This window comes from Actinoplanes sp. NPDC026670, assembly GCF_040638175.1.
GTDB lineage: Bacteria > Actinomycetota > Actinomycetes > Mycobacteriales > Micromonosporaceae > Actinoplanes.
The window spans coordinates 43,803-64,053 of sequence record NZ_JBEZXU010000009.1; the positions used below are offsets into that span (position 1 = coordinate 43,803).

Annotated in this window: 20 protein-coding genes; 3 read left to right on the forward strand and 17 right to left on the reverse strand. The window is 69.3% G+C overall.

The features are described 5' to 3' along the window. From carA to pyrR, 4 genes are read right to left on the reverse strand one after another with little or no spacing between them, the layout of a single operon-like run. A complete protein-coding gene (carA, locus tag AB0E94_RS11325; protein ID WP_360325217.1) occupies nucleotides 1–1,107 on the reverse strand; it encodes a glutamine-hydrolyzing carbamoyl-phosphate synthase small subunit in 1,107 nt (368 codons plus the stop codon). Next, nucleotides 1,104–2,366, reverse strand: a complete 1,263-nt coding sequence (locus AB0E94_RS11330; RefSeq protein WP_360325220.1) for a dihydroorotase — start codon at nucleotides 2,364–2,366, stop codon at nucleotides 1,104–1,106. The genes carA and AB0E94_RS11330 overlap by 4 nt, the downstream gene beginning before the upstream one ends. Next, the gene (locus tag AB0E94_RS11335; protein WP_360325223.1) at nucleotides 2,363–3,283 is read right to left on the reverse strand and encodes an aspartate carbamoyltransferase catalytic subunit; all 921 of its coding nucleotides are present in this window, start codon (nucleotides 3,281–3,283) and stop codon (nucleotides 2,363–2,365) included. Before AB0E94_RS11335 ends, AB0E94_RS11330 begins: the two co-directional genes overlap by 4 nt. Beyond that, the gene (pyrR, locus tag AB0E94_RS11340) at nucleotides 3,280–3,840 is read right to left on the reverse strand and encodes a bifunctional pyr operon transcriptional regulator/uracil phosphoribosyltransferase PyrR (RefSeq protein ID WP_360325225.1); all 561 of its coding nucleotides are present in this window, start codon (nucleotides 3,838–3,840) and stop codon (nucleotides 3,280–3,282) included. Before pyrR ends, AB0E94_RS11335 begins: the two co-directional genes overlap by 4 nt. A gap of 315 nt (nucleotides 3,841–4,155) precedes the next feature. Here pyrR and AB0E94_RS11345 point away from each other — a divergent pair, with 315 nt between their 5' ends. Next, nucleotides 4,156–4,644, forward strand: coding sequence for a transcriptional regulator (locus AB0E94_RS11345; protein WP_014446326.1), 489 nt, complete (start codon nucleotides 4,156–4,158; stop codon nucleotides 4,642–4,644). Between the two features lie 1,438 nt (nucleotides 4,645–6,082). On the opposite strand, the gene nusB is transcribed toward AB0E94_RS11345, so the two are convergent. The 4 genes from nusB to aroB all read right to left on the reverse strand — a co-directional run bounded on the left by nusB (nucleotide 6,083) and on the right by aroB (nucleotide 8,630). After that, nucleotides 6,083–6,517, reverse strand: coding sequence for a transcription antitermination factor NusB (nusB, locus tag AB0E94_RS11350; RefSeq protein ID WP_317791255.1), 435 nt, complete (start codon nucleotides 6,515–6,517; stop codon nucleotides 6,083–6,085). Then, nucleotides 6,517–7,074, reverse strand: coding sequence for an elongation factor P (gene efp / locus AB0E94_RS11355; protein WP_360325228.1), 558 nt, complete (start codon nucleotides 7,072–7,074; stop codon nucleotides 6,517–6,519). Before efp ends, nusB begins: the two co-directional genes overlap by 1 nt. A gap of 75 nt (nucleotides 7,075–7,149) precedes the next feature. Further along, nucleotides 7,150–7,569: a type II 3-dehydroquinate dehydratase gene (gene aroQ, locus AB0E94_RS11360; RefSeq protein ID WP_360325231.1), complete on the reverse strand. Its 420-nt coding sequence runs from the start codon at nucleotides 7,567–7,569 to the stop codon at nucleotides 7,150–7,152. Continuing rightward, a complete protein-coding gene (gene aroB, locus AB0E94_RS11365) occupies nucleotides 7,566–8,630 on the reverse strand; it encodes a 3-dehydroquinate synthase (RefSeq protein WP_360325233.1) in 1,065 nt (354 codons plus the stop codon). Before aroB ends, aroQ begins: the two co-directional genes overlap by 4 nt. Before the next feature lie 78 nt (nucleotides 8,631–8,708). Here aroB and AB0E94_RS11370 point away from each other — a divergent pair, with 78 nt between their 5' ends. Next, nucleotides 8,709–9,443: a Clp protease N-terminal domain-containing protein gene (locus AB0E94_RS11370; RefSeq protein ID WP_360325236.1), complete on the forward strand. Its 735-nt coding sequence runs from the start codon at nucleotides 8,709–8,711 to the stop codon at nucleotides 9,441–9,443. A gap of 97 nt (nucleotides 9,444–9,540) precedes the next feature. Further along, nucleotides 9,541–10,341 (forward strand): polysaccharide deacetylase family protein, encoded by an 801-nt coding sequence (locus AB0E94_RS11375; RefSeq protein ID WP_360325238.1) that lies wholly within the window; start codon nucleotides 9,541–9,543, stop codon nucleotides 10,339–10,341. A 510-nt stretch (nucleotides 10,342–10,851) separates the two neighbouring features. Here the strand turns inward: AB0E94_RS11375 and AB0E94_RS11380 are convergent. The 9 genes from AB0E94_RS11380 to AB0E94_RS11420 form a co-directional block, all read right to left on the reverse strand. After that, complete coding sequence (locus tag AB0E94_RS11380) at nucleotides 10,852–11,352, reverse strand: shikimate kinase (protein WP_360325241.1); 501 nt, start codon at nucleotides 11,350–11,352, stop codon at nucleotides 10,852–10,854. Continuing rightward, nucleotides 11,352–12,530, reverse strand: a complete 1,179-nt coding sequence (gene aroC / locus AB0E94_RS11385; protein WP_360325244.1) for a chorismate synthase — start codon at nucleotides 12,528–12,530, stop codon at nucleotides 11,352–11,354. The genes AB0E94_RS11380 and aroC overlap by 1 nt, the downstream gene beginning before the upstream one ends. A gap of 79 nt (nucleotides 12,531–12,609) precedes the next feature. Continuing rightward, on the reverse strand, nucleotides 12,610–13,494 hold the full coding sequence (locus AB0E94_RS11390; RefSeq protein ID WP_360325247.1) for a shikimate dehydrogenase: 885 nt from the start codon (nucleotides 13,492–13,494) through the stop codon (nucleotides 12,610–12,612). Between the two features lie 31 nt (nucleotides 13,495–13,525). Further along, nucleotides 13,526–14,707 (reverse strand): endolytic transglycosylase MltG, encoded by a 1,182-nt coding sequence (gene mltG, locus AB0E94_RS11395; RefSeq protein WP_360325250.1) that lies wholly within the window; start codon nucleotides 14,705–14,707, stop codon nucleotides 13,526–13,528. A gap of 163 nt (nucleotides 14,708–14,870) precedes the next feature. Further along, entirely contained in the window at nucleotides 14,871–16,049 is a 1,179-nt protein-coding gene (mltG, locus tag AB0E94_RS11400; RefSeq protein WP_360325253.1) for an endolytic transglycosylase MltG, read from the reverse strand. Further along, entirely contained in the window at nucleotides 16,050–16,505 is a 456-nt protein-coding gene (ruvX, locus tag AB0E94_RS11405) for a Holliday junction resolvase RuvX (protein ID WP_360325255.1), read from the reverse strand. It abuts the gene before it with no gap. A 266-nt stretch (nucleotides 16,506–16,771) separates the two neighbouring features. Then, a complete protein-coding gene (alaS, locus tag AB0E94_RS11410) occupies nucleotides 16,772–19,453 on the reverse strand; it encodes an alanine--tRNA ligase (protein ID WP_360325257.1) in 2,682 nt (893 codons plus the stop codon). Then, a complete protein-coding gene (locus tag AB0E94_RS11415; protein WP_317791242.1) occupies nucleotides 19,450–19,740 on the reverse strand; it encodes a hypothetical protein in 291 nt (96 codons plus the stop codon). Before AB0E94_RS11415 ends, alaS begins: the two co-directional genes overlap by 4 nt. Before the next feature lie 31 nt (nucleotides 19,741–19,771). Further along, nucleotides 19,772–20,221: a DUF948 domain-containing protein gene (locus AB0E94_RS11420; RefSeq protein WP_360325260.1), complete on the reverse strand. Its 450-nt coding sequence runs from the start codon at nucleotides 20,219–20,221 to the stop codon at nucleotides 19,772–19,774. Between the last annotated feature and the right edge of the window lie 30 nt (nucleotides 20,222–20,251).

Here is a 20,251-nt window from a genome sequence, read left to right on the forward strand (position 1 = left end):
TCAGCCCTTCTTTTCCACAAGGTCGACGAAGCGGTCGAACAGGTAGTCCGCGTCGTGCGGGCCGGCGGCGGCCTCGGGGTGGTACTGGACGGTGAAAGCCGGGACCTCCAGGCCCCGCAGGCCCTCGACCACGTTGTCGTTCAGGCAGACGTGCGACACCTCGACGGCGCCGAAGCCGGTGTCGATGCGCTCGCCTACGGGTGCGTCCACGGCGAAACCGTGGTTGTGGCTGGTCACCTCGACCTTGCCGGTGGTCTTGTCGAGCACCGGCTGGTTGATGCCGCGGTGGCCGTACCCCAGCTTGTAGGTCCCGAAGCCGAGCGCGCGGCCGAGGATCTGGCTGCCGAAGCAGATGCCGAACAGCGGCACCCGGCGGCGCATCACCTCCTGTGCGAGCGCGACCGGGCCGTCCGCGGTGGCCGGGTCGCCGGGGCCCGGCGAGAAGAACACCGCGTCCGGGCCGACCGCGAGCAGGTCCTCGATCGACGAGGAGGCCGGGAAGACGTGCGTGGTCACGCCGCGCGCGGCGAGGCGGCGCGAGACGTTGCGCTTGATGCCCAGGTCCAGCGCGGCAACCGTGTAGCGGTGCTCGCCCTCGGCCTCGACGGTGTACTTCTCCGGCGTGGTGACCTGGGCCGACAGGTCGGCGCCGAGCATCTGCGGCTGGGCCAGGACCCGCTGCTGCAACGCCCGCGGGTCCAGGTCGACAGACGAGATGCCGACCCGCATGGCGCCGCGTTCGCGCAGGTGGCGGGTCAGGGCGCGGGTGTCGACGCCGCTGATGCCGACGACGCCCTCGGCCTTGAGCCGGTCACCGAGGTCACCCGTGGAACGCCAGTTGGAGGGGCGGCGGGCCGGGTCGCGGACCACGTAGCCGGAGACCCAGATGCGGTCCGACTCGTCGTCCTCGTCGTTGACGCCGGTGTTGCCGATCTGCGGGGCGGTCTGCACCACAACCTGCCGGTGGAACGACGGGTCGGTGAGGACCTCCTGGTACCCGGTCATGCCGGTGGTGAACACCGCCTCGCCGAACGTCTCCCCCACCGCGCCGTACGCGCTGCCGTGGAATGTCCGCCCGTCCTCGAGCACGAGGATCGCCTTGCTCATTTGACTGCCTTCCCGTCCAGAACCGTCGCCTCGCCCCGCAGGAAGGTCGCCACGATGCGACCGGGCAGGGTCATGCCCGCGTACGGCGTGTTGCGGCTGCGGCTCGCCAGCTCGGACGGGTCGACGACCCGGCGCGCGGACGGGTCCACCAGCGTCAGGTTCGCCGGGGAGCCGACGGTCAGGTCACCGCCGTGCCCGTCGAGGCCGGCGATCCGGGCCGGCGCCCGGGACATCCGCTCGGCGATCAGCTCCCACTGCGGGCCGTAGATGCTCAGCACGATCGGCAGCGCCGTCTCCAGGCCGAGCATGCCGGGGCGGGCGTGCGCCCACTCGCATTCCTTGTCCTGCACGGCGTGCGGCGCGTGGTCGGTGGCGACCACGTCGATCACCCCGTCCAGCAGCGCCTGGCGCAGGGCTTCGACGTCGCTGCGCGTACGCAATGGGGGGTTGACCTTGAAGACCGGGTCGTAACCCGCCGCGAGCTCGTCGGTCAGCAGCAGGTGATGCGGGGTTACCTCGGCCGTCACGCGGACGCCGCGGGCCTTGGCCTGGCGCAGCACCTCGACCGAACCGGCGGTGGAGACGTGGCAGACGTGCAGGCGGCTACCGACGTGCTCGGCGAGCAGCACGTCGCGAGCGATGATCGCCTCCTCGGCGACCGCCGGCCAGCCGGTCAGGCCCAGGCGGGTGCTGACCTCGCCCTCGTGCATCTGGGCGCCCTCGGTGAGCCGGGGCTCCTCGGCGTGCTGGGCGATGACGCCGTCGAACGCCTTCACGTACTCCAGGGCGCGGCGCATCAGCTTGGGGTCGGCGACGCAGAAGCCGTCGTCGGAGAAGATCCGCACGTTCGCCGCCGAGGTGGCCATCGCGCCGAGCTCGGCCATCTGCTTGCCGGCCAGGCCGACGGTGACCGCGCCGATCGGCTGCACGTCGACCAGCCCGGCCTCCCGGCCCAGCCGCCAGACCTGCTCGACCACACCCGCGGTGTCGGCGACCGGCGAGGTGTTCGCCATCGCGCAGACCGCGGTGTAACCGCCGAGGGCGGCGGCGCGGGAGCCGGTCTCGACGGTCTCGGCGTCCTCCCGGCCCGGCTCGCGCAGGTGGGTGTGCACGTCGACGAGGCCGGGCAGCGCGACCAGCCCGGCCGCGTCGATCACTTCGGCGTTCTCGACCGGGGCCGAGATCACGCCGTCGTTGAGGTACAGGTCGGTCGGTTCGGCACCGAGGATCGAGACGCCCTTGAGCAGGTACGCCATCACTTGCCTCCCAGCAGCAGGTAGAGGACGGCCATCCGGACGCTGACGCCGTTGGCGACCTGTTCGACGATCGTGGAACGGGGGGAGTCGGCCACCTCGGGCGCGATCTCCATCCCGCGGTTCATCGGGCCGGGGTGCATGACGATCGCGTGCTCCGGCAACTTCTTCATCCGGGCCACGTCGAGCCCGTAGCGGCGGCTGTACTCGCGCGCCGAGGGGAAGTACGAGTCCTGCATCCGCTCGGTCTGCACCCGCAGCATCATCACCACGTCGCTGTCCGGCAGCACCGCGTCCAGGTCGTAGGAGACCTGGGTCTTCTCGGCGAGCGCGGCGGCGACGTCGAGCGGGATCAGCGTCGGCGGGCCGACCACCGTGACCTGCGCGCCGAGCGTCGTCAGCAGCAGCACGTTCGACCGGGCGACCCGGCTGTGCAGCACGTCGCCGACGATCGCGACCTTCAGCCCGTCGAGACGACCAAGACGAGACCTCATCGTGTACGCGTCGAGCAGCGCCTGGGTCGGATGCTCATGAGTGCCGTCGCCGGCGTTGACGACCGAGCCCTCCACCCAGTTCGCCAGCCGGTGCGGCGCGCCGCTGGCCGAATGCCGGATCACCACGGCGTCGGCGCCCATCGCCTGGAGGGTGAGCGCGGTGTCCTTGAGGCTCTCGCCCTTGGACACGCTGGAGCCCTTGGCGGAGAAGTTGATGACGTCCGCGGAGAGCCGCTTGGCAGCCGCCTCGAAGGAGATCCGGGTCCGGGTGGAGTCCTCGTAGAACAGGTTGACCACGGTGCGGCCGCGCAGCGCGGGCAGTTTCTTCACCTCGCGGCCGGAGAGCGCGGCCATCTCGGCGGCGGTGTCCAGGATCAGCGTGGCGGTCGGGGCGTCCAGGTCGGCGGCGGAACGCAGGTGCTTGATCACGAGAGGCCTCCGAGCAGCTTGACCTCGTCGGCGCCGTCGGTCTCGGTGAGGGTCACCTTGACGCTCTCGCTGAGCGCGGTCGGGATGTTCTTACCCACGTAGTCGGCGCGGATCGGCAGCTGCCGGTGACCGCGGTCGACCAGCACCGCGAGCTGCACCGAGCTGGGCCGGCCGACGTCGTTGAGGGCGTCCAGGGCGGCCCGCACCGACCGGCCGGAGAAGAGCACGTCGTCGACGAGGATGACCCGCAGGCCGTCGATGCCACCGGGCGGCAGCTCGGTGCGGCCGAGCGCGCGGGTGGCCTTGAGGCGCAGGTCGTCGCGGTAGAGCGTGATGTCGAGGGACCCGACCGGAACGTGGACGCCCTCGAAGGCGTGAATCCGGGCGGCCAGCCGGTGGGCCAGCGGGACGCCCCGGGTCGGGATGCCGAGCAGCACGGTCCCGGTGGCGCCGGAGGTCTTCTCGAGAATCTGATGGGCGATCCGGTCGACGACCCGGTGCAGGTCGGACTCCGCCAAAATGATCTTGCTGGGTGCGTCTGCGCGTGGTTGTGCCACGGCGGACCTCCTTCCCCGCCTCACGGGACGGGTCGTTAAAGGACGTCGGTACGGGTTTGACTCCTGATGAAAATCAGACCCGACGGCTGACGCTACGTTATCAGTGGACTCGGCGTTGGCCATGGTGACGTGCCTGACTGGAGCAGATCGGACAAATCACGCCGTCTAGGGATACAGCCGGTTACTTTGGTGCGGCCCGCACGACTCATCGGTAACCAACACTTGACCGGCGGTCGCAAACTCCGTACCGTCACGCAGCGTAGCGATCCGTGAGGAAAGAACCCTCCGGGCCAGCACAGTACCGGGAGTGTCCGTATGCCGTCTGAGTACGCGAAGTCGCTGGGCGCCCGCCTGCGCTCCATCCGCCAGCAGCAGGGCCTGTCCCTGCAGGGTGTCGAAGAGAAGTCCAACGGCCGCTGGAAAGCCGTCGTGGTGGGCTCGTACGAGCGTGGCGACCGCGCCGTCACCGTGTCACGTCTGGCCGAACTGGCCGACTTCTACCGTGTGCCCGTCTCCGAGCTGCTGCCCGACGGCAGTGGCATCCGCCTCGAGGCCACCAACAAGATCGTCCTCGACCTGGAGAAGCTGTACGACACCACGGGTGAGGACCTCGCCTACGTGGCGCGGTACGCCCGGGCGATCCAGCAGCAGCGTGGCGACTACAACGGCCGGGTCCTGTCGATCCGGGCCGACGACCTGCGTGCGCTCGCCATCGTCTACGACATCTCGCCGTCCGGCCTCATCGAGCGCCTGACCGAGCAGGGTGTCCTGGTGGCCGACCCGCGCGCGTTCTTCGCCAGCTGACCGACAGGCCGGCTTAACGAAATCAGCAACACCCAGTAGCGCCCCCCGTAAAGCCCGCGTCCCCCCGACGCGGGCTTTCGCCTTTCCAGCGGACCCACCACGCCCGCTTCCCCCGCCGCCCACCTCTCCGCTTCTCCCGCTTCCCGCTTCCCCCGCTTCACCGCCTCGCCGCGTCTCCCGCTTCACCGCGTCTCCTGCCTCCCCGTCCCCCGCCTCACCGCTTCTCCCGCCTCACCGCCTCGCTGCTTCTCCCGCTTTTCCGCGATCTTGTGAACTTCGGTCACGCCTGTCCCGTACAAGTCAACAAGATCGACGGTTATCCACAGGCCTGAAGCGAGGAGAGCGCCGAAAGAAGCATGGTGGGGCGTGCTTCGGGAGCCGCCCGGACAGGAAGCGGGTGAATACGAGTGGTCGACCTTCGAGCGGCGCCACTGCGCTCAGCGAGGCGAACCTCGTCGCTCTCTGTCGCCGATACGGACTTCCGGAGCCGGAAATGCAACATATCCGGAAAGGAACGGACGGGAGGAACAGGTATCTGGACGCCTACTGGCCGGCCTATCGCCTGCACGTCGAGGTGGACGGCACCCACCACATGAACGTCGGCCTCTCCTCCGCCGGCAACGTCTCCGCCGCTTACGGCTCGCCACCCGCGGATCTTGCACGACTTTCCACCCTCGCACCGATCTTGCAGCCCTTTCCACACCCCAACAGGAAGAAAGCTGCAAGGTCTCCCCGGCGCAGTAGACCTTGCACGAAATACCACGCCCAAACATGAAGAACCATGCAAGATCGCTGCCAGCGTGGAGAACCGCGCAAGATCCACCAGGTCGGTCGAGGCCGAATCTGCGGTCGGCGGCGCTCGGCCCGGCGCGATCGCCAGCGCGCGGCCGCCAGACGCGGCCGCCAGCGCGCGGCCGCCAGACGTGGTCGCCGGTGTTCGGCCGGGCGTGGTCGCCAGCGCGCGACGACCAGCGCACACAATGCGGCAACGTGCGACTTCACCCTCGCCGGGACGACGACCAGCGCACACGGACGGCACAACGTGTGCGCCTGTCCCCGTCAGAGCGAAGCAAGCGCACACAATCGGCGAACGTGTGCGCTGACCACCGCTCCGGCCGGCGGGCCCACCCTCGGCAGTCCGTTCCCGGCATCACCCCTGGACGGCCCCGTCCAAGGGCATGAGACCTCACGGTGATCTCGCGGAGTTCGCTGGGGATGACGCTGACCAGGACGAACGCACGACTCACTACGGCTGGGGCCCTGACCTGCAAAGTAGCTGCCCAAATGGCGAAACTCGAATGCGACCGAAGTCAACAAGATCGCGGAGGACAAGCGCCGCGGAAGACAGCGACGCCTCGAGAGACAAGCGACGCGAGAGACAAGCGACGCGGACGGCCCGGACCTTCAGGGGTCCGGGCCGTACCGGCAGGCGTGCGCGTCAGCGGGTCGCGAAGGCTGCGATCCGGTCCAGCAGACCGTTCAGGAAGCGGGGACTGTCGTCGGTCGACATCTCCTTGGCCAGCTCGACCGCCTCGGTGATCGCCACCGGGTCGTCCACGTCCGGCTCGAAGAGCAGTTCGTAGACCGCGATCCGGGCCAGGTTGCGGTCGACCGTGGGCATCCGGTCGATCGTCCAGCCCTCGGCGTAGCTGGCGATCAGCTCGTCGATCCGGTCGAGGTGCTTGGCCACACCCTCGATGAGCGTCTTCGAATACTCGAGATGCTCGGGGTGTGGCTTCGCGATCCGGTCCAGGTAGGTCAGGAGCACCTGGCTCGGCGGCAGATCACGCAGGTCGGCCTCGAAGAGGACGTCCAGCGCTCGCTTGCGGGCCTTGCGACGCGCGAGCCGTTCCTTCTTGGGGCCTTCAGCCATCAGCTGCGGCCGAGGTAGCGGCCGTCGCGGGTGTCGACCTTGATCTTCTCACCGGTGGTGATGAAGAGCGGAACCTGAACCGTGGCGCCGGTCTCGACGGTCGCCGGCTTGGTGCCACCGGTCGAGCGGTCGCCCTGGAGGCCCGGCTCGGTGTAGGTGACCTCGAGGAACACGCTGGTCGGCAGCTCGATGTAGAGCGGCACGCCCTCGTGCAGCGCGACCGTGGCCTCGGCCTCGGCGAGCAGGTAGTTGGCGTTGTCACCGACCGTGGCGCCGGCGACGTGGATCTGGTCGTAGGTGTCCAGGTCCATGAAGACGAAGTCCTCGCCGTCCTGGTACAGGTACTGCATGGTGCGCTTGTCCACGGTCGCGGTCTCGACCTTGGTGCCCGCGTTGAAGGTCTTGTCCACCACCTTGCCGGACAGCACGTGCTTCAGCGTGGTCCGCACGAAGGCTGGACCCTTACCCGGCTTGACGTGCTGGAACTCGACGACGCTCCACAGCTCCTTGTCGAGGTTGAGCACCAGGCCGTTCTTCAGGTCGTTGGTGGAAGCCATGTCCTGCCTTGATCTTTATACGATTCGGTGACCGAACCACTCTACCGGCGTGAAGCTGGCCGGAGCGAATCGGGCCTACCGGGCGATGTGCTCCAGTGCCAGCCGATATCCGTCGAAACCCAGGCCCGCGATGACACCCGTCGCGACCGCCGAGATGACCGAGTGGTGCCGGAACTCCTCCCGGGCGTGCACGTTGGAGATGTGCACCTCGACCAGCTTGCCGCGCAGGATGGCGCAGGCGTCCCGCACGGCGTAGTTGTAGTGCGTCCAGGCGCCCGGGTTGAGCACCACGTCGGCGCCCTCGTCGGCGGCCTGGTACAGCCACTCCAGCATCTCGTGCTCGGCGTTGGTCTGCTTCACCTCGATGGTCAGGCCCAGGTCCTCGGCGACGGTCTGGCACATCTCGACCAGGTCCTGATAGGTCGACGTCCCGTAGGCGCCCGGCTCGCGCAGGCCCAGCCGGCCCAGGTTCGGCCCGTTCAGCACGTAGATCATCGGGCCACCGCCGCGTACGCCCGGCGCAGCAGGTCCTCGTCCGGCCCGGCCAGGATGCCCGGCTTCGCCAGGCCGTCCAGAACCACGAACCGCAAGGTGGCTGCCCGCGCCTTCTTGTCGACGCGCATGGCGGGCAGCAGGTCGTTCCAAGCCTCTTCCGGGTACGCCGTGGGCAGCCCCAGCGACTCCAGGATCGCCCGGTGCCGGTCGGCCGTGGCGTCGTCCAGCCGCCCGGTGAGCCGGCCCAGCTCGGCCGCGAAGATCAGGCCCACCGCGATGGCGTGCCCGTGCTTCCAGGTGTATTTCTCACGTCGCTCGATCGCGTGACCCAGCGTGTGCCCGTAGTTGAGGATCTCCCGCAGCCCGGACTCCTTGAGGTCCACCCCGACCACGTCGGCCTTCACCTGGATCTTGCGCTCGACCAGCTCGCGCAGCACGTCGCTGCGCGGGTCCAGAGCGGCCGCCGGATCGGCCTCGACCAACTCCAGGATCCGCGGGTCGGCGATGAACCCGCCCTTGACCACCTCGGCCAGGCCGGCCGCGATGTCCTCGGTGGGCAGCGTGTCCAGCGCGTCCAGGTCGCAGAGCACCCCGGCCGGCGGGTGGAACGCGCCGACCAGGTTCTTGCCGGCGGCGATGTTGACCGCGGTCTTGCCGCCGACGGCGGCGTCGACCATGCCGGCCACCGAGGTGGAGACCGGCACCCAGCGGACCCCGCGGAGCCAGGCCGCCGCGACATAACCGGCCAGGTCGGTGGTCGCTCCGCCGCCGACACCGACCACCACATCGGTACGGGTGAAGCCGGCCGCCCCGAGTTCGTCCCAGCACCGGGCGGCGACCTCGATCGACTTGCCGCGCTCGGCGTCCGGCACCTCGATCGGCACCACGGTCGCCGCGCCGGCCGACTTGGCGACCGCCTCGGCCCGCTCGCGGAGCGTCGGCGGGTGCAGCACCGCCACCCGGGCCGCGCCCTCGATCATCGGGGGCAGCTCGTCTGCCAGCCCTCGGCCCACGACCACGTCATATGGACGGTCGCCCGCCACCGGAATCCGCGTCACCACGGGCTACACCCTATGCGTACCGCCACAGGCTCTTATGGGGTTATATACAGATGACCCCAAGCGGGTTACACATTGGGCATGCCGAAAATCAACGTGTACCTGCCGGACGATCTCGCCGAAGCGGTCCGGGAGACCGGCCTGCCTGTCTCGCCGATCTGCCAGCGCGCCCTGGAGTACGCGGTCCGCCGCATCACCACGATCCGCCAGGCCGTCCTGACCGACGTCGATCCGGCCTGGCTCGCCGAGCGCCTGCCCACCTTCACCGCCCGGCTGATCACCGTCCTCAACCTGGCCGCGGCCCGGGCCCGGGAGGCCGGCGCCGGCTCGGTGACCACCGGCGACCTGCTGCACGGCCTGCTCACCGAGGGGCAGAACCTGGGGCTCCAGATCCTCACCGCGATCGACGTCACCCCCGGTTCACTGACCGCCCCGGACACCGCGGAGCCGGCGGCCGCCCCGGGCGCGCTGCGGTTCAGCGGCCCGGCCGCCGTCGCCCTGGAGCTCAGTGTCGGCGAGGCGATCGGATTCGGTCACAACTACGTCGGGTGCGAGCACCTGCTGGTCGGCCTGGCCGCGGAGCCGGACGGCGCCGCCGGCGAGCTGCTGCGCTCCCGCTCGGTCGACGGCAAGGCCGCCCGCCGGACCGTGGCCGCCGCCGTCGCCGGATACGCCCATCTGCGCGCCACCAGCACCGACCAGGCCGCACCCCCGGCCCTGCTGAACGCGGTCCGCGCCGAGCTGGCGCCTCTCGTCCGCCGCATCGAGGCCCTGGAGAGCCGCCTGCCGGCCTCCGGATCGCCGTCCGTGGCGTGAGCGGGCGGCTCGCGGCGGAACGAGATCCCTCGAACCGCTGAACTTCCCGTTGCGGTCTTCGGATACTCTCGCTGACCGCAACGGGGGGAACATCAACATGGGTATCGATCGACGCACGGTCATGCGCCGTGCGCTCCTGGCCACCGGCGGGGTGGCTCTCGGCGCGGCCGGCGCCGCCGGGCTGCCACGGGTGTTCGGATGGGATCGTCCGCCGCTCAGCGGTGGGTACGCCGCGGCCGCCGACGCGCCCGCCGACCTACGCCGGCCCGGGCTGTCGGTGCGCTACTACGTCGAGACCACCGAGCCGGTGGTGGCGTTCACGTTCGACGACGGCCCGGCCCCGGACTACACGCCGATGGTGCTCGACGCCCTCGACGCGGCCTCGGTCCCGGCCACCTTCTTCATGGTCGGGCAAAATCTGGAGGCCAACGCCGGCCTGGTCCGCGACCGGATGGGACGGCACGCGATAGGCAACCACTCGTGGTCGCACGACGACCTCGCCACCCTGGACAAGGCCGGCGTGATGAACGAGCTCACGCGCACCCACGAGATGATCCAGAAGGTGTTCGGGCGGACCGCGACCCTGATGCGCCCGCCGTACGGGCACCTCGGCGGCTCCACCGTGCTGGCCGCCGACTGCATGGGCTACGACATCGTGCTGTGGTCACACCTGATGCGCGAGCTGTACTTCGAGAAGGACCCGGACGGCCAGGTCCGCGACATCGTCGACAACGTCCGCCCGGGTTCGATCGTGCTGGCCCACGACGTCGGCAAGCCACACCGGCTGGTGTCGCTGCGCGGCCTCGGCGCCATGTTCGCCGGTCTCAAGGCGCGCGGCTTCCGTTTCGTCACAGTCCCCGAGCTGATAGCCCTGGAAAAGGCCACCCCCGCAGCCTGACCCGCTCCCGCCACCTAGCCAGCTCCCGCGACCCGACCTATTGCCACCGTCTGGCCAACTGAGACACCGGCCCGAGGTCAGTAATGTCGTATTCGCAGGGATTCGTCCCATTTTCGGCCTTGCAGATCTTGCACGATTTTCCACGTTGGCGGCGATCTTGCATGGTTCTTCACGTCTGGGTGTGGTTTGTCATGCAAGGTCTACTGCGCCGGGGAGACCTTGCAGCCTTCTTCCCGTCGGGACGTGGAAAGGGCTGCAAGATCGGCGCGAGGGTGAAGATTCGTGCAAGATCCGCGGGCAACGAGGCAGAGACGGGCGACCCGGAAGCGGCGAGCCGGAGGCGGCGAGGCGGAGGCGGCGAGCCGTTACCGGCGGAGGCGATGTGGCCGAGGACGCGTCATCCGTCTGAGGCTGCCTTCTCAAGCTGAGATGGCTGCGCAGACGGCTCCATGACCGCCGAACTCCACAAGATCGCCGGCGGTTGAGGGGTTGAGGCGATGTGGGGTGGGGTCAGCTGAGCTTTGCCACTACCTCGGCGGTTATCTCCGGCTCCTCGCGGCCGTCGGTGGTCACCGTGTGCGTGGCCACCTCCAGGTAGAGCGGGCGGCGCTGGTCCAGCAGGTACTTCAGGGTGGCCCGCGGGTTCATCGCCAGCAGGGGACGGCCGGCGCCCAGGCCGACCCGCCGGATCGCGTCGGTCAGCTCCACCGACAGGTAGACGACCGTGTGATCGGCTAGCAGCTCACGCGTACCGTCGTCGAGGATCGCGCCGCCGCCCAGGGCGAGGATGCCGCCGAACGTCTCCAGGGACGACGCCACGACCTCGCGCTCGAGGGCGCGGAACGCGGCCTCGCCGTCGTCGACGAAGATCTCCGGGATCGGCTTGCCGGCCCGTTCCTCGATGATCGCGTCGGTGTCGCCGAACGGCACCCCGAGCTCGGCCGCGACCGCCTGGCCGATGGTGGTCTTACCGGCGCCCATCACGCCGACGAAGACCGCGACCGGGGCCATCAGTGGATGATCAGATTGTCGAGGTACGACTTCAGGTTGCGGCGGATCTCGGCGACCGAGTCACCGCCGAACTTCTCCGTCGCCGCCTCGGCCAGGACCAGCGCGACCATCGCCTCGGCCACGACCGCGCCGGCCGGGACCGCACAGACGTCGGACCGCTGGTTGATCGCGGTGGCCGGCTCGCCGGTGACGATGTCGACGGTCTGCAACGCCCGGTTCAGCGACGAGATCGGCTTGAGCGCGGCACGCACCCGCAGCGGCTCGCCGTTGGTGATGCCGCCCTCCAGGCCACCGGCCCGGTCGGTCACCCGTTTCACCCCGTCGGGTGTCGGCACGATCTCGTCGTGGGCGACCGAGCCGCGCGAACGGGCCTGGGTGAAACCGTCGCCGATCTCCACGCCCTTGACCGACTGGATCGACATCAGCGCGGTGGCCAGGCGAGCGTCGAGCTTGCGGTCCCACTGCACGTGCGAGCCGAGGCCCGGCGGCACGTTGTAGGCCAGCACCTCGACGATGCCGCCGAGAGTGTCCGCGTCCTGCTTGGCCGCGTCGACCTCGGCCACCATGCGGGCGCTGGCCTCCGGGTCGAGGCAGCGCAGCGGGTCCTCGTCGATCCGGTCGAAGTCGTCGGGAGTCGGGATCACACCCGGCTTGGCGGCGACCGAACCCAGCTCGATGACGTGCGAAACGATGTCGATGCCGAGCGCCTGCTTGATCAGCTGCTTGGCGACCACACCGACGGCGACCCGGGCCGCGGTCTCGCGGGCGCTGGCGCGCTCCAGGATCGGGCGGGCGTCGGTGTGCCCATACTTCTGCATGCCGGCCAGGTCGGCGTGCCCGGGACGGGGCCGGGTCAGCGCGGCGTTACGCGACTGCGTGGCCAGCACCTCCGGGTCGACCGGGTCGGCCGCCATCACGGTCTCCCACTTGGGCCACTCGGTGTTGCCGACCCGGATCGCGACCGGCGAGCCCTGGGTCACCCCGTGCCGGATGCCACCGATCAGCTCCAGCTCGTCCTGCTCGAATTTCATCCGGGCGCCACGGCCGTAGCCCAGGCGGCGGCGCACCAGGTCACGGGTGATGTCCGCGCTCGTCACCTCGATCCCGGCGGGAACACCCTCGAGCAGCGCGACGAGCGCCGGTCCGTGCGATTCACCTGCAGTCAGCCAGCGCAACACGGCAACAGTCTGGCACGGCGCCCGCACGGCGCGGCACGAGGCCGCCCGCATCCCGCCCTACGGACACCCGTGCCGCTGCTCAGGCCCGGCTGGCGACCGCCTCGCCGAGAGCCGCCCGCATCGCCTCCTGCGGGGCCTCCGGCACGCCGGTGAACTGCTCGAACTGGCTGAGCGCCTGGGCCAGCAGCAGGTCCAGCCCGGAGACCACCGGGATGTCGTGCTTGCCGGCGGAGGCGGCCAGCGGTGTCGGCCACGGGTCGTAGAGGGCGTCGAAATACACACTGCCGGGCCGCCAGGAGACCCGCTCGGCCAGCTCGTCGGCGGCGCCCTTGGGGACGGTGGACAGGACCGCGTCGGCGTCGAACGCGCCCTCCGCGTCGGCCCAGGCGACACCGTTGAGGGTCAGGCCGAGAGCGACCGCCACCGGGCCCAGCTCCTCGCGGGCCTCCGGACGGCGGGTGACCACGGAGACCGACTCGGCGCCCAGCTCGGCCGCGGCGGCGAGGGCGGCCCGGGCGGTGCCGCCACCGCCGAGCACGGTGATCCGCGGCGGCGCCTCCTTGACCGCGTGCCGGCCACGGCTCACGCCGAGACCCGCCTCCCGCAGCACGTGCACCATGCCGGGGATGTCGGTGTTGTCGGCGTGCCAGGCGCCGTCCGGCTGGCGGATCAGGGTGTTGGCCACCCCGGCCGCGATGGCGACCGGCGACGCCGAGGTGGCCAGCCGCAGCGCGGCCTCCTTGAGCGGCATGGTCAGCGACAGACCGGCCCACTCCGGGCCCAGCCCGGCCACCAGATCCGGCAGCTCGGACTCGGCGCATTCGATCGCCTCATACGTCCAGCCGGTCAGCCCGGCGGCGGCGAACCCGGCATTGTGGATCACCGGGGAGAGCGAGTGTGCGATCGGCTTACCGCACACGGCGGCCTTCCGGCCGCTGGACGGGGTCTCGTCTTGGCTCTGCACCCGGCCCACTTTACGGGGCCGGGTGACCGGGTCACTTTCCGCAGAGGTTGATGCCGTTGGCGCAGGCCTTCTGCACGTTCTTCTGGTGCTCGGCGTCGGTGACCGCGAACGCCGAATGCCCGGCCTTGTCGATCGCCACGAAGAACAGCCACGGCCCGTTCGCCGGCCGCAGCGCCCCGATCAGCGCCGCCTTGCCGGGACTGTTGATCGGTCCGAGCGGCAGGCCCTTCACGATCTCGGTGTTGTACGGGTTCTTCGGGTCGTCCATCTCCTTCTGCAGGAGCTGGCCGGAGTGCTTCGGGTCCTTGCCGTTGAGCTGGAGCCAGTAGTTCGTGGTCACGTCGAACTGGAGCGGCATGCTCTTGACGTACGCCCGGTTGTAGGCGACCCGGGCCACCTTCGGCAGGTCCGCGGCGACACCCGCCTCGGCCTGGGACAGCGAGGCCACGATCAGCGCCTCGTAGGGCGAGACCTTCCGGTTCTTCTGCACCTCGTCGGCAAAGGACAGGTCGCCGGTGACCGTGAGGAAATGCTCCACCATGGTCCGGAGCGCCTGCTCGGCGGTCACCTTCGTGTCGAACTCGTAGGTGTCCGGGAAGAGGAAGCCCTCGATGCTCTTGGCTGACTGCTTGCCGTCACCCCGGTTGAACCACCAGTCCGGCACGCCGAGCGCCAGCGGGTCCTTGGCCGCCTCCTCGAAGTCCTTCACGGGGATGCCGGTGCCCTTGGCCAGCAACTCGTACGTCTGCTTCGCGGTCTTGCCCTCGGGGATCGTCACGCCCTTGCTGAGCCGCGTGTTCGGGTCGAGCAGCTGCGCGAGGGCCTGCTTGGCGGCCATCTGCTTACGCAACACGTAGGTGCCGGCCTGGATGTTCTTGCTCTTGGGCTCGGCCTCGGCGGCCTCGATGAACGCCTTTGTGCTCTTCACCACATCGGCTTCGACCAGCTCGTTGCCGATCTCGGTGAGCGACAGGTTCTTACGGATCGTCACCTCGACCGGGGTGGAGCCGGAACCCTCGTAGTCGGCGGCGACGAAGAAGGTCGCGACCTTGGTGTAGCCGAAGTAGACGCCGCCGCCCAGGACCGCGAAGAGCACCAGGGTCGTGACCAGCGCGATGGCCGACCGGCCCCGCCCTTTCCGGGCCCGGTTTCCCCGCCGGGATCCACTCGACTCGGCGTCCTCTTCGAACGCCACATCCAATTCGTCGATCATCTCGTCTGCCTCCGCTGCCCGTCCGGCCGACTCCGGTCAGAACACGACCAGCACTGACGCGCACCATACCCACATCGATGCCTTCGCGCCCACCCCTGGGTTCCTGCCTAACGCGCTGTGGCCGACCGGGCAACCCCGACCGGCCACAGCACCCGTCAGAGGGTCAGCAGATCGGGATACCGTTCTTGCACGCGATCTGAATGTTGGCGTTGTGTTCGTCGAAGGTCTTCCCGTACGCCATGGTCCCCTTCGCGTCGATCGTCACGAAGAAGAAGTAGGGACTCTTCGGCGCGTCGATCGCGCCCTTCAGAGCGATCTCGCCGGGGTTGCTGATCGGCCCGATCGACATGCCCGGCGCGTTGTACCGGTACGGGTTGTCCTCCCCGTGCATCTCGTCGATCGTCAGCTTCTCGGAGGACTTGCCCTCCTTGCCGTTCAGGCGCAGCCAGTAGTTGACGGTGCTGTCCAGCTGAAGGCAGCCGCACGGGAAGTCACCCGAGTACGCCCGGTTGTAGAGCACCCGCGAGACCGGGCCCATGTCCTCCGGGAGCAGCGCCTCCACCTGGGTGATCGACGCGGCGACCAGTGCCTCGTACGGCGAGATCTGAAGTTTCGCGGCCTTGTTCGCGAAGTCCAGTTTCGTCATCTCGGCGTTGAAGTTCTTGACGAGCATCTTGAGGATCTGCTCGGCGGTGGCGTTGTCCGGGATCTCGTACGTCGCCGGGTAGAGGAAGCCCTCGATGTTGGCCTTGTCGACCTTCTTGCCGTCGGTCCGCTTGAGCCACGTCGCCGAGACACCGAGCTTGGAGATGTCGGCGGCGGCCTTCTCGAAGTCGGCGTACTTCAGGCCACTGGCCTTCGCCAGCTCGGTGAAGACCTGCATCTTCGTCCATCCCTCGGGGATGGTGACGGCGCCCTCGACGAACTTGTTCTTCAGGTCCAGCAGCGCGTCGACCGCGTCGGCGGCCTTCATCTCCTTGCGGAGCTTGTACTGCCCGACCTGGATGTCGGTGCTGTCCGGGTTCTCGTTCGCCGCGTTCACGAAGGCACGCGCGCTCTTGACCACACCCGAGCTGTGCAGCGTCTCGGCGATCACCGAGGCGGTGTCGCCCTTCTTCACCTCGACGATCACCTCGCCCGTGCCGGGACCGTCGAAGTCGGCGGCCAGGAAACGGCCGGAGAAGCGGTCGTAGCCGTACCAGGCGCCGCCACCGAGGATGCCGAACAGCAGCAGGACCATGACGAACGCGACGACGGAGCGGCTCTTCCCCTCCTTACGGCGGTGACGCCACCGCCCGGGGTCCGGGTTGCTCTCGAACTTGAGTTCCATCTGGTCGCTCAATTAAGTCTGCCTCCGCTGCGCGTCCAGCCAGCCCTGCAGGATCTCCACAGCCGCCGCCTGGTCCACCACCGCCCGCTGTCGCTTGCCCTTCACACCACGCTCCGAGAGACGCCGGCTCGCCACGACCGTCGACATCCGCTCGTCGGTCAGCAGCACCGGCACCGGCGCGAGCACCGCGCCGAGCCGTTCCGCGTACGCGCGGACGTGGCCGGCCGCCACACCCTCACGTCCGTTCAGCGCCACCGGCAGCCCGACGACGACCTCGGTCGCCTCGTGCTCGGCCACCAGCCGGGCCAGTTCCGTCATGTCCTTCGGAGTGTCGTCGTCACCGGTCTCCCGGTCACGCGACACGGTCACCACCGGGCTGGCCAGGATCCCGTCCGGGTCGCACTTGGCGACACCGATCCGCACCTGACCCACGTCCACACCCAGGCGGACGCCCCGAGTGAAGCGCATGTTCACGCTCCCACCCTGCACAGCAGCAACCCGCATCTCCCGTCCCCGATTACGCACTGATGCGAAGAGTAGCGATCGGCCTCTTCGATGATCGTCACCGATCGCGACCAAGAGCTTAGCCCCAACGCTGGCCGAACCGCCGCCACCCGGGGCAAGGCCTAATGATCCGCTAAGAAATGGAGTACCCAAACAACAACGACTGATCACCGAACGTGACGAGAAGAGCGCCCCGGAGGATTCTCCGGGGCGCTCTCAGCAGTCAGGGCTCACGCCTTGTCGGCGACCGCCTGCTCGATCGCGACGAGCAGCCGCGGCGCCTCCTCGGCCGGGACGCCACCACCCTGCGCCAGGTCGGCGTTACCGCCGCCACGGCCGGACAGCGCCGCCTTCACCAGGTCCTGCGCCGAGATGCCCCGGCTCTTGGCCGCACCGTTGATCGCGACGATCAGCGACGCCTTGCCGTTGGAGCGGGCGGTCACCGCGACCACCGCGGGACGCGCCGCGTCGATCTTGCCGCGGATCTCCTGCGCCAGCGTCCGCACGTCGTTGCCGGCCGCGCCCTCCGGCGCCTCGGTGCCGACGAACGCCACACCACGCACGTCCTTCGCCTGGCCGGCCAGCGCGGCCGCCCCGCCGAGGACCATCTGCGCCCGCAGCTTCTCCAGCTCCTTCTCCGCGTCGCGCAACGCCGTGACGGTCTGCTCGACCCGGTCCGCGACCTGCTCGCCGGGCACCCGGAAGAGGTCGGCCAGGCGGGACACCAGCAGGTGCTCCTTGGCCAGGAAGCTGAACGCGTCCAGGCCGACCAGCGCCTCCACCCGGCGCACCCCGGAGCCGATCGACTGCTCGTTGAGGATCTTCACCAGGCCGAGCTGGCCGGACCGCGCCACGTGGGTGCCACCGCACAGCTCACGGGCGTAGTCGCCGACCTCGACCACGCGGACCTCGTCGCCGTACTTCTCGCCGAACAGCGCCATCGCGCCGAGCCGCCGCGCCTCCTCCTGCGAGGTGACGAACGCGTTCACCTCGAGGTCGCGCAGCAGCACCTCGTTGATCTGCTGCTCGACGTCGAACAGCACCGACGGGTTGACCGCGCCCGGCGTGTGGAAGTCGAACCGCAGCCGGCCCGGCGCGTTCAGCGAGCCCGCCTGGGTCGCCGACTCACCGAGGAAGTTACGCATCGTCTGGTGCACCAGGTGCGTCGCGGTGTGCGAACGGGAGATCGCCTTACGGCGGTTCACGTCGATCTCGGCGAGCGCCGTCTCGCCCGCGCGCACCTCGCCACGGACCACCCGCGCCTTGTGCACGATCAGCCCGGGAATCGGCTGCTGCACGTCGACGATCTCCAGCCGGCCGTTGCCGACGTTGATCACGCCGGTGTCGGCCTGCTGGCCACCGCCCTCCGCGTAGAACGGGGTGGTGTCCAGGACCAGCTCGACGAAGTCGCCCTCGCCGGCCACCTCGACGCGGCCCTTCTCCCCGATCAGCGCCCGCACCCGGGACTCGCGGGTGATCTCCTGGTAGCCGGTGAACTCGACAGAGCCGCCCGCGTCCAGCGCCGAGCGGTACGCCGAGAGGTCCGCGTGACCCGTCTTGCGGGCCGCCGCGTCCGCCTTCGCCCGGTTCCGCTGGTCGGCCATCAGACGGCGGAACCCGGGCTCGTCGACCTCCAGGCCCTGCTCCTGCGCGATCTCCAGGGTCAGGTCGATCGGGAAGCCGTACGTGTCGTGCAGCTGGAACGCCTTCTCCCCGGAGAGCTGGCTCTTCTTGGCGGAGACCGTCTCGGCGATCGCGGTGTCCAGGATCGCGGTGCCCGCCTTCAGCGTGGAGAGGAACGCGTCCTCCTCCGCGTAGGCGTAGGTGGAGATCCGGCCGAACTCCTTCGCCAGCTCCGGGTACGACGGGGACATGCAGTCCCGCGCGATCGGCAGCAGGATCGGCAGCGCCGGCTCCTGCCAGCCGAGCAGCCGGATCGCCCGGATCGCCCGGCGCATGATGCGGCGCAGCACGTAGCCGCGGCCCTCGTTGGACGGCACGATGCCGTCACCGATCAGCATCAGCGCGGTACGGACGTGGTCCGCGATCACCCGCAGGCGCACGTCGTCCGGGTGGCTCTCGGACGCGGCGTGCCCGGACTGCTTGCCGTACTCCTTGCCGGTCATCTCGGCGGCCTTCGCCAGGATCGGCTTGACCTCGTCGATCTCGTACAGGTTGTCGACACCCTGCAGGATCGACGCGATCCGCTCCAGGCCCATGCCGGTGTCGATGTTCTGCTTCGGCAGGTCACCGACGATCGTGAACTCTTCCTTCGACTTCACGTCGGTGATCTCGTGCTGCATGAAGACCAGGTTCCAGAACTCCAGGTACCGGTCCTCGTCGACCTCCGGGCCGCCCTCCTTGCCGTACGCCGGACCGCGGTCGTAGTACAGCTCCGAGCACGGGCCCGCCGGCCCCGGGATGCCCATCGACCAGAAGTTGTCCTTCTTGCCGCGGCGCACGATCCGCTCCGCGGGCAGGCCGGTCTGCTTCCACAGCTCGATGGCCTCGTCGTCGTCCAGGTAGACGGTCGCCCAGATCTTCTCCGGGTCCAGACCGAAACCACCCTCCTCGACCGACTTCGTGGACAGCTCCCAGGCCAGGCGGATCGCGTCCGCCTTGAAGTAGTCACCGAACGAGAAGTTGCCGTTCATCTGGAAGAACGTGCCGTGCCGGCTGGTCTTGCCGACCTCGTCGATATCAGGCGTCCGGATGCACTTCTGCACGCTCGCCGCACGCACGTACGACGGGGTCTGCTGCCCCAGGAAGAACGGGACGAACTGCACCATGCCGGCGTTGATGAACAGCAGGTTCGGGTCGTCGATAGCCGGCAGCGGGGCACTCGGGACCACCGTGTGCCCGTTCGCCTCGAAATGCGCCAGGAAGCGCCGCTTGACCTCTGCCGTCTTCATCGATTTCCCTCCTGCGAGCCGGGCTGCGCGTCGTCACGCAGATCGGCGAACTTGTCCTCATACAGCTCACCCGCGGCGAACGCCTCGTGGATCTGCTGCTCCCGCTCGGCCATGCCTTCGCGGACGTCTTCCACGAAGCTACGCAGCGACTCGACGAGGCCGCCAGCGGATTCCGACAGGGACGTGGCGATGCCCGTCGGGGTGAACTCGTTGGCCTTCTGATTCAGCTTGCGGACGACGAGGGCGCCGACGGCCAAGCCGACGCCGAGCCACAGCAGGCGCTTCATGACGAAGTGATACCTCTCTCGCGGAACCGGCTCAGCGGGCGGCCCTACGGCGCTGCTTCATCGCGGCGCGAACCTCGCGCTCCTCCTCGGCGTGCCGGCGCGCGTTCGCCGCCTTACGCAGCCCGTAGCCGAACGAGGCGACCTTGACCAGCGGGTTCGCGGCGGCCGCGGACACGACGGTGACCAGGTTCGCGATGTTCGCGGACACGTTCTGAGCGTGCTCGGTCATCGTGTCGACCTTCGCGAGCTGCACGTTCACACCGTCCAAAGAGACCTGAACCTGTCCGAGAGCGACGTTCACGTTCTCCACCGTGGTGTTCACGTTCGACAGCAGCGGGCCGGTCCGGTCCACGGTGTCGTTGATCGCGTGCGTGGTGGCGTCGATCGTGCGCCCCAGCTTGAGGATCGGCACGGCCAGCACGAGGACGAGCATCAGGAAGGCGCCCGCCGCGATCAGACCTGCGATATCTCCGGCATCCATGTGGCGCGTTCTCCTATTCGGGTGGTCACG

Bases quoted from the DNA above. Each gene is read 5' to 3' on its own strand.
- carA (WP_360325217.1), bottom strand. From the start codon at position 1,107: ATGAGCAAGGCGATCCTCGTGCTCGAGGACGGGCGGACATTCCACGGC.
- AB0E94_RS11345 (WP_014446326.1), top strand. From the start codon at position 4,156: ATGCCGTCTGAGTACGCGAAGTCGCTGGGCGCCCGCCTGCGCTCCATC.
- nusB (WP_317791255.1), bottom strand. From the start codon at position 6,517: ATGGCTGAAGGCCCCAAGAAGGAACGGCTCGCGCGTCGCAAGGCCCGC.
- efp (WP_360325228.1), bottom strand. From the start codon at position 7,074: ATGGCTTCCACCAACGACCTGAAGAACGGCCTGGTGCTCAACCTCGAC.
- aroQ (WP_360325231.1), bottom strand. From the start codon at position 7,569: ATGATCTACGTGCTGAACGGGCCGAACCTGGGCCGGCTGGGCCTGCGC.
- AB0E94_RS11370 (WP_360325236.1), top strand. From the start codon at position 8,709: ATGCCGAAAATCAACGTGTACCTGCCGGACGATCTCGCCGAAGCGGTC.
- AB0E94_RS11375 (WP_360325238.1), top strand. From the start codon at position 9,541: ATGGGTATCGATCGACGCACGGTCATGCGCCGTGCGCTCCTGGCCACC.
- AB0E94_RS11380 (WP_360325241.1), bottom strand. From the start codon at position 11,352: ATGGCCCCGGTCGCGGTCTTCGTCGGCGTGATGGGCGCCGGTAAGACC.
- mltG (WP_360325250.1), bottom strand. From the start codon at position 14,707: ATGATCGACGAATTGGATGTGGCGTTCGAAGAGGACGCCGAGTCGAGT.
- ruvX (WP_360325255.1), bottom strand. From the start codon at position 16,505: ATGCGCTTCACTCGGGGCGTCCGCCTGGGTGTGGACGTGGGTCAGGTG.
- alaS (WP_360325257.1), bottom strand. From the start codon at position 19,453: ATGAAGACGGCAGAGGTCAAGCGGCGCTTCCTGGCGCATTTCGAGGCG.
- AB0E94_RS11415 (WP_317791242.1), bottom strand. From the start codon at position 19,740: ATGAAGCGCCTGCTGTGGCTCGGCGTCGGCTTGGCCGTCGGCGCCCTC.
- AB0E94_RS11420 (WP_360325260.1), bottom strand. From the start codon at position 20,221: ATGGATGCCGGAGATATCGCAGGTCTGATCGCGGCGGGCGCCTTCCTG.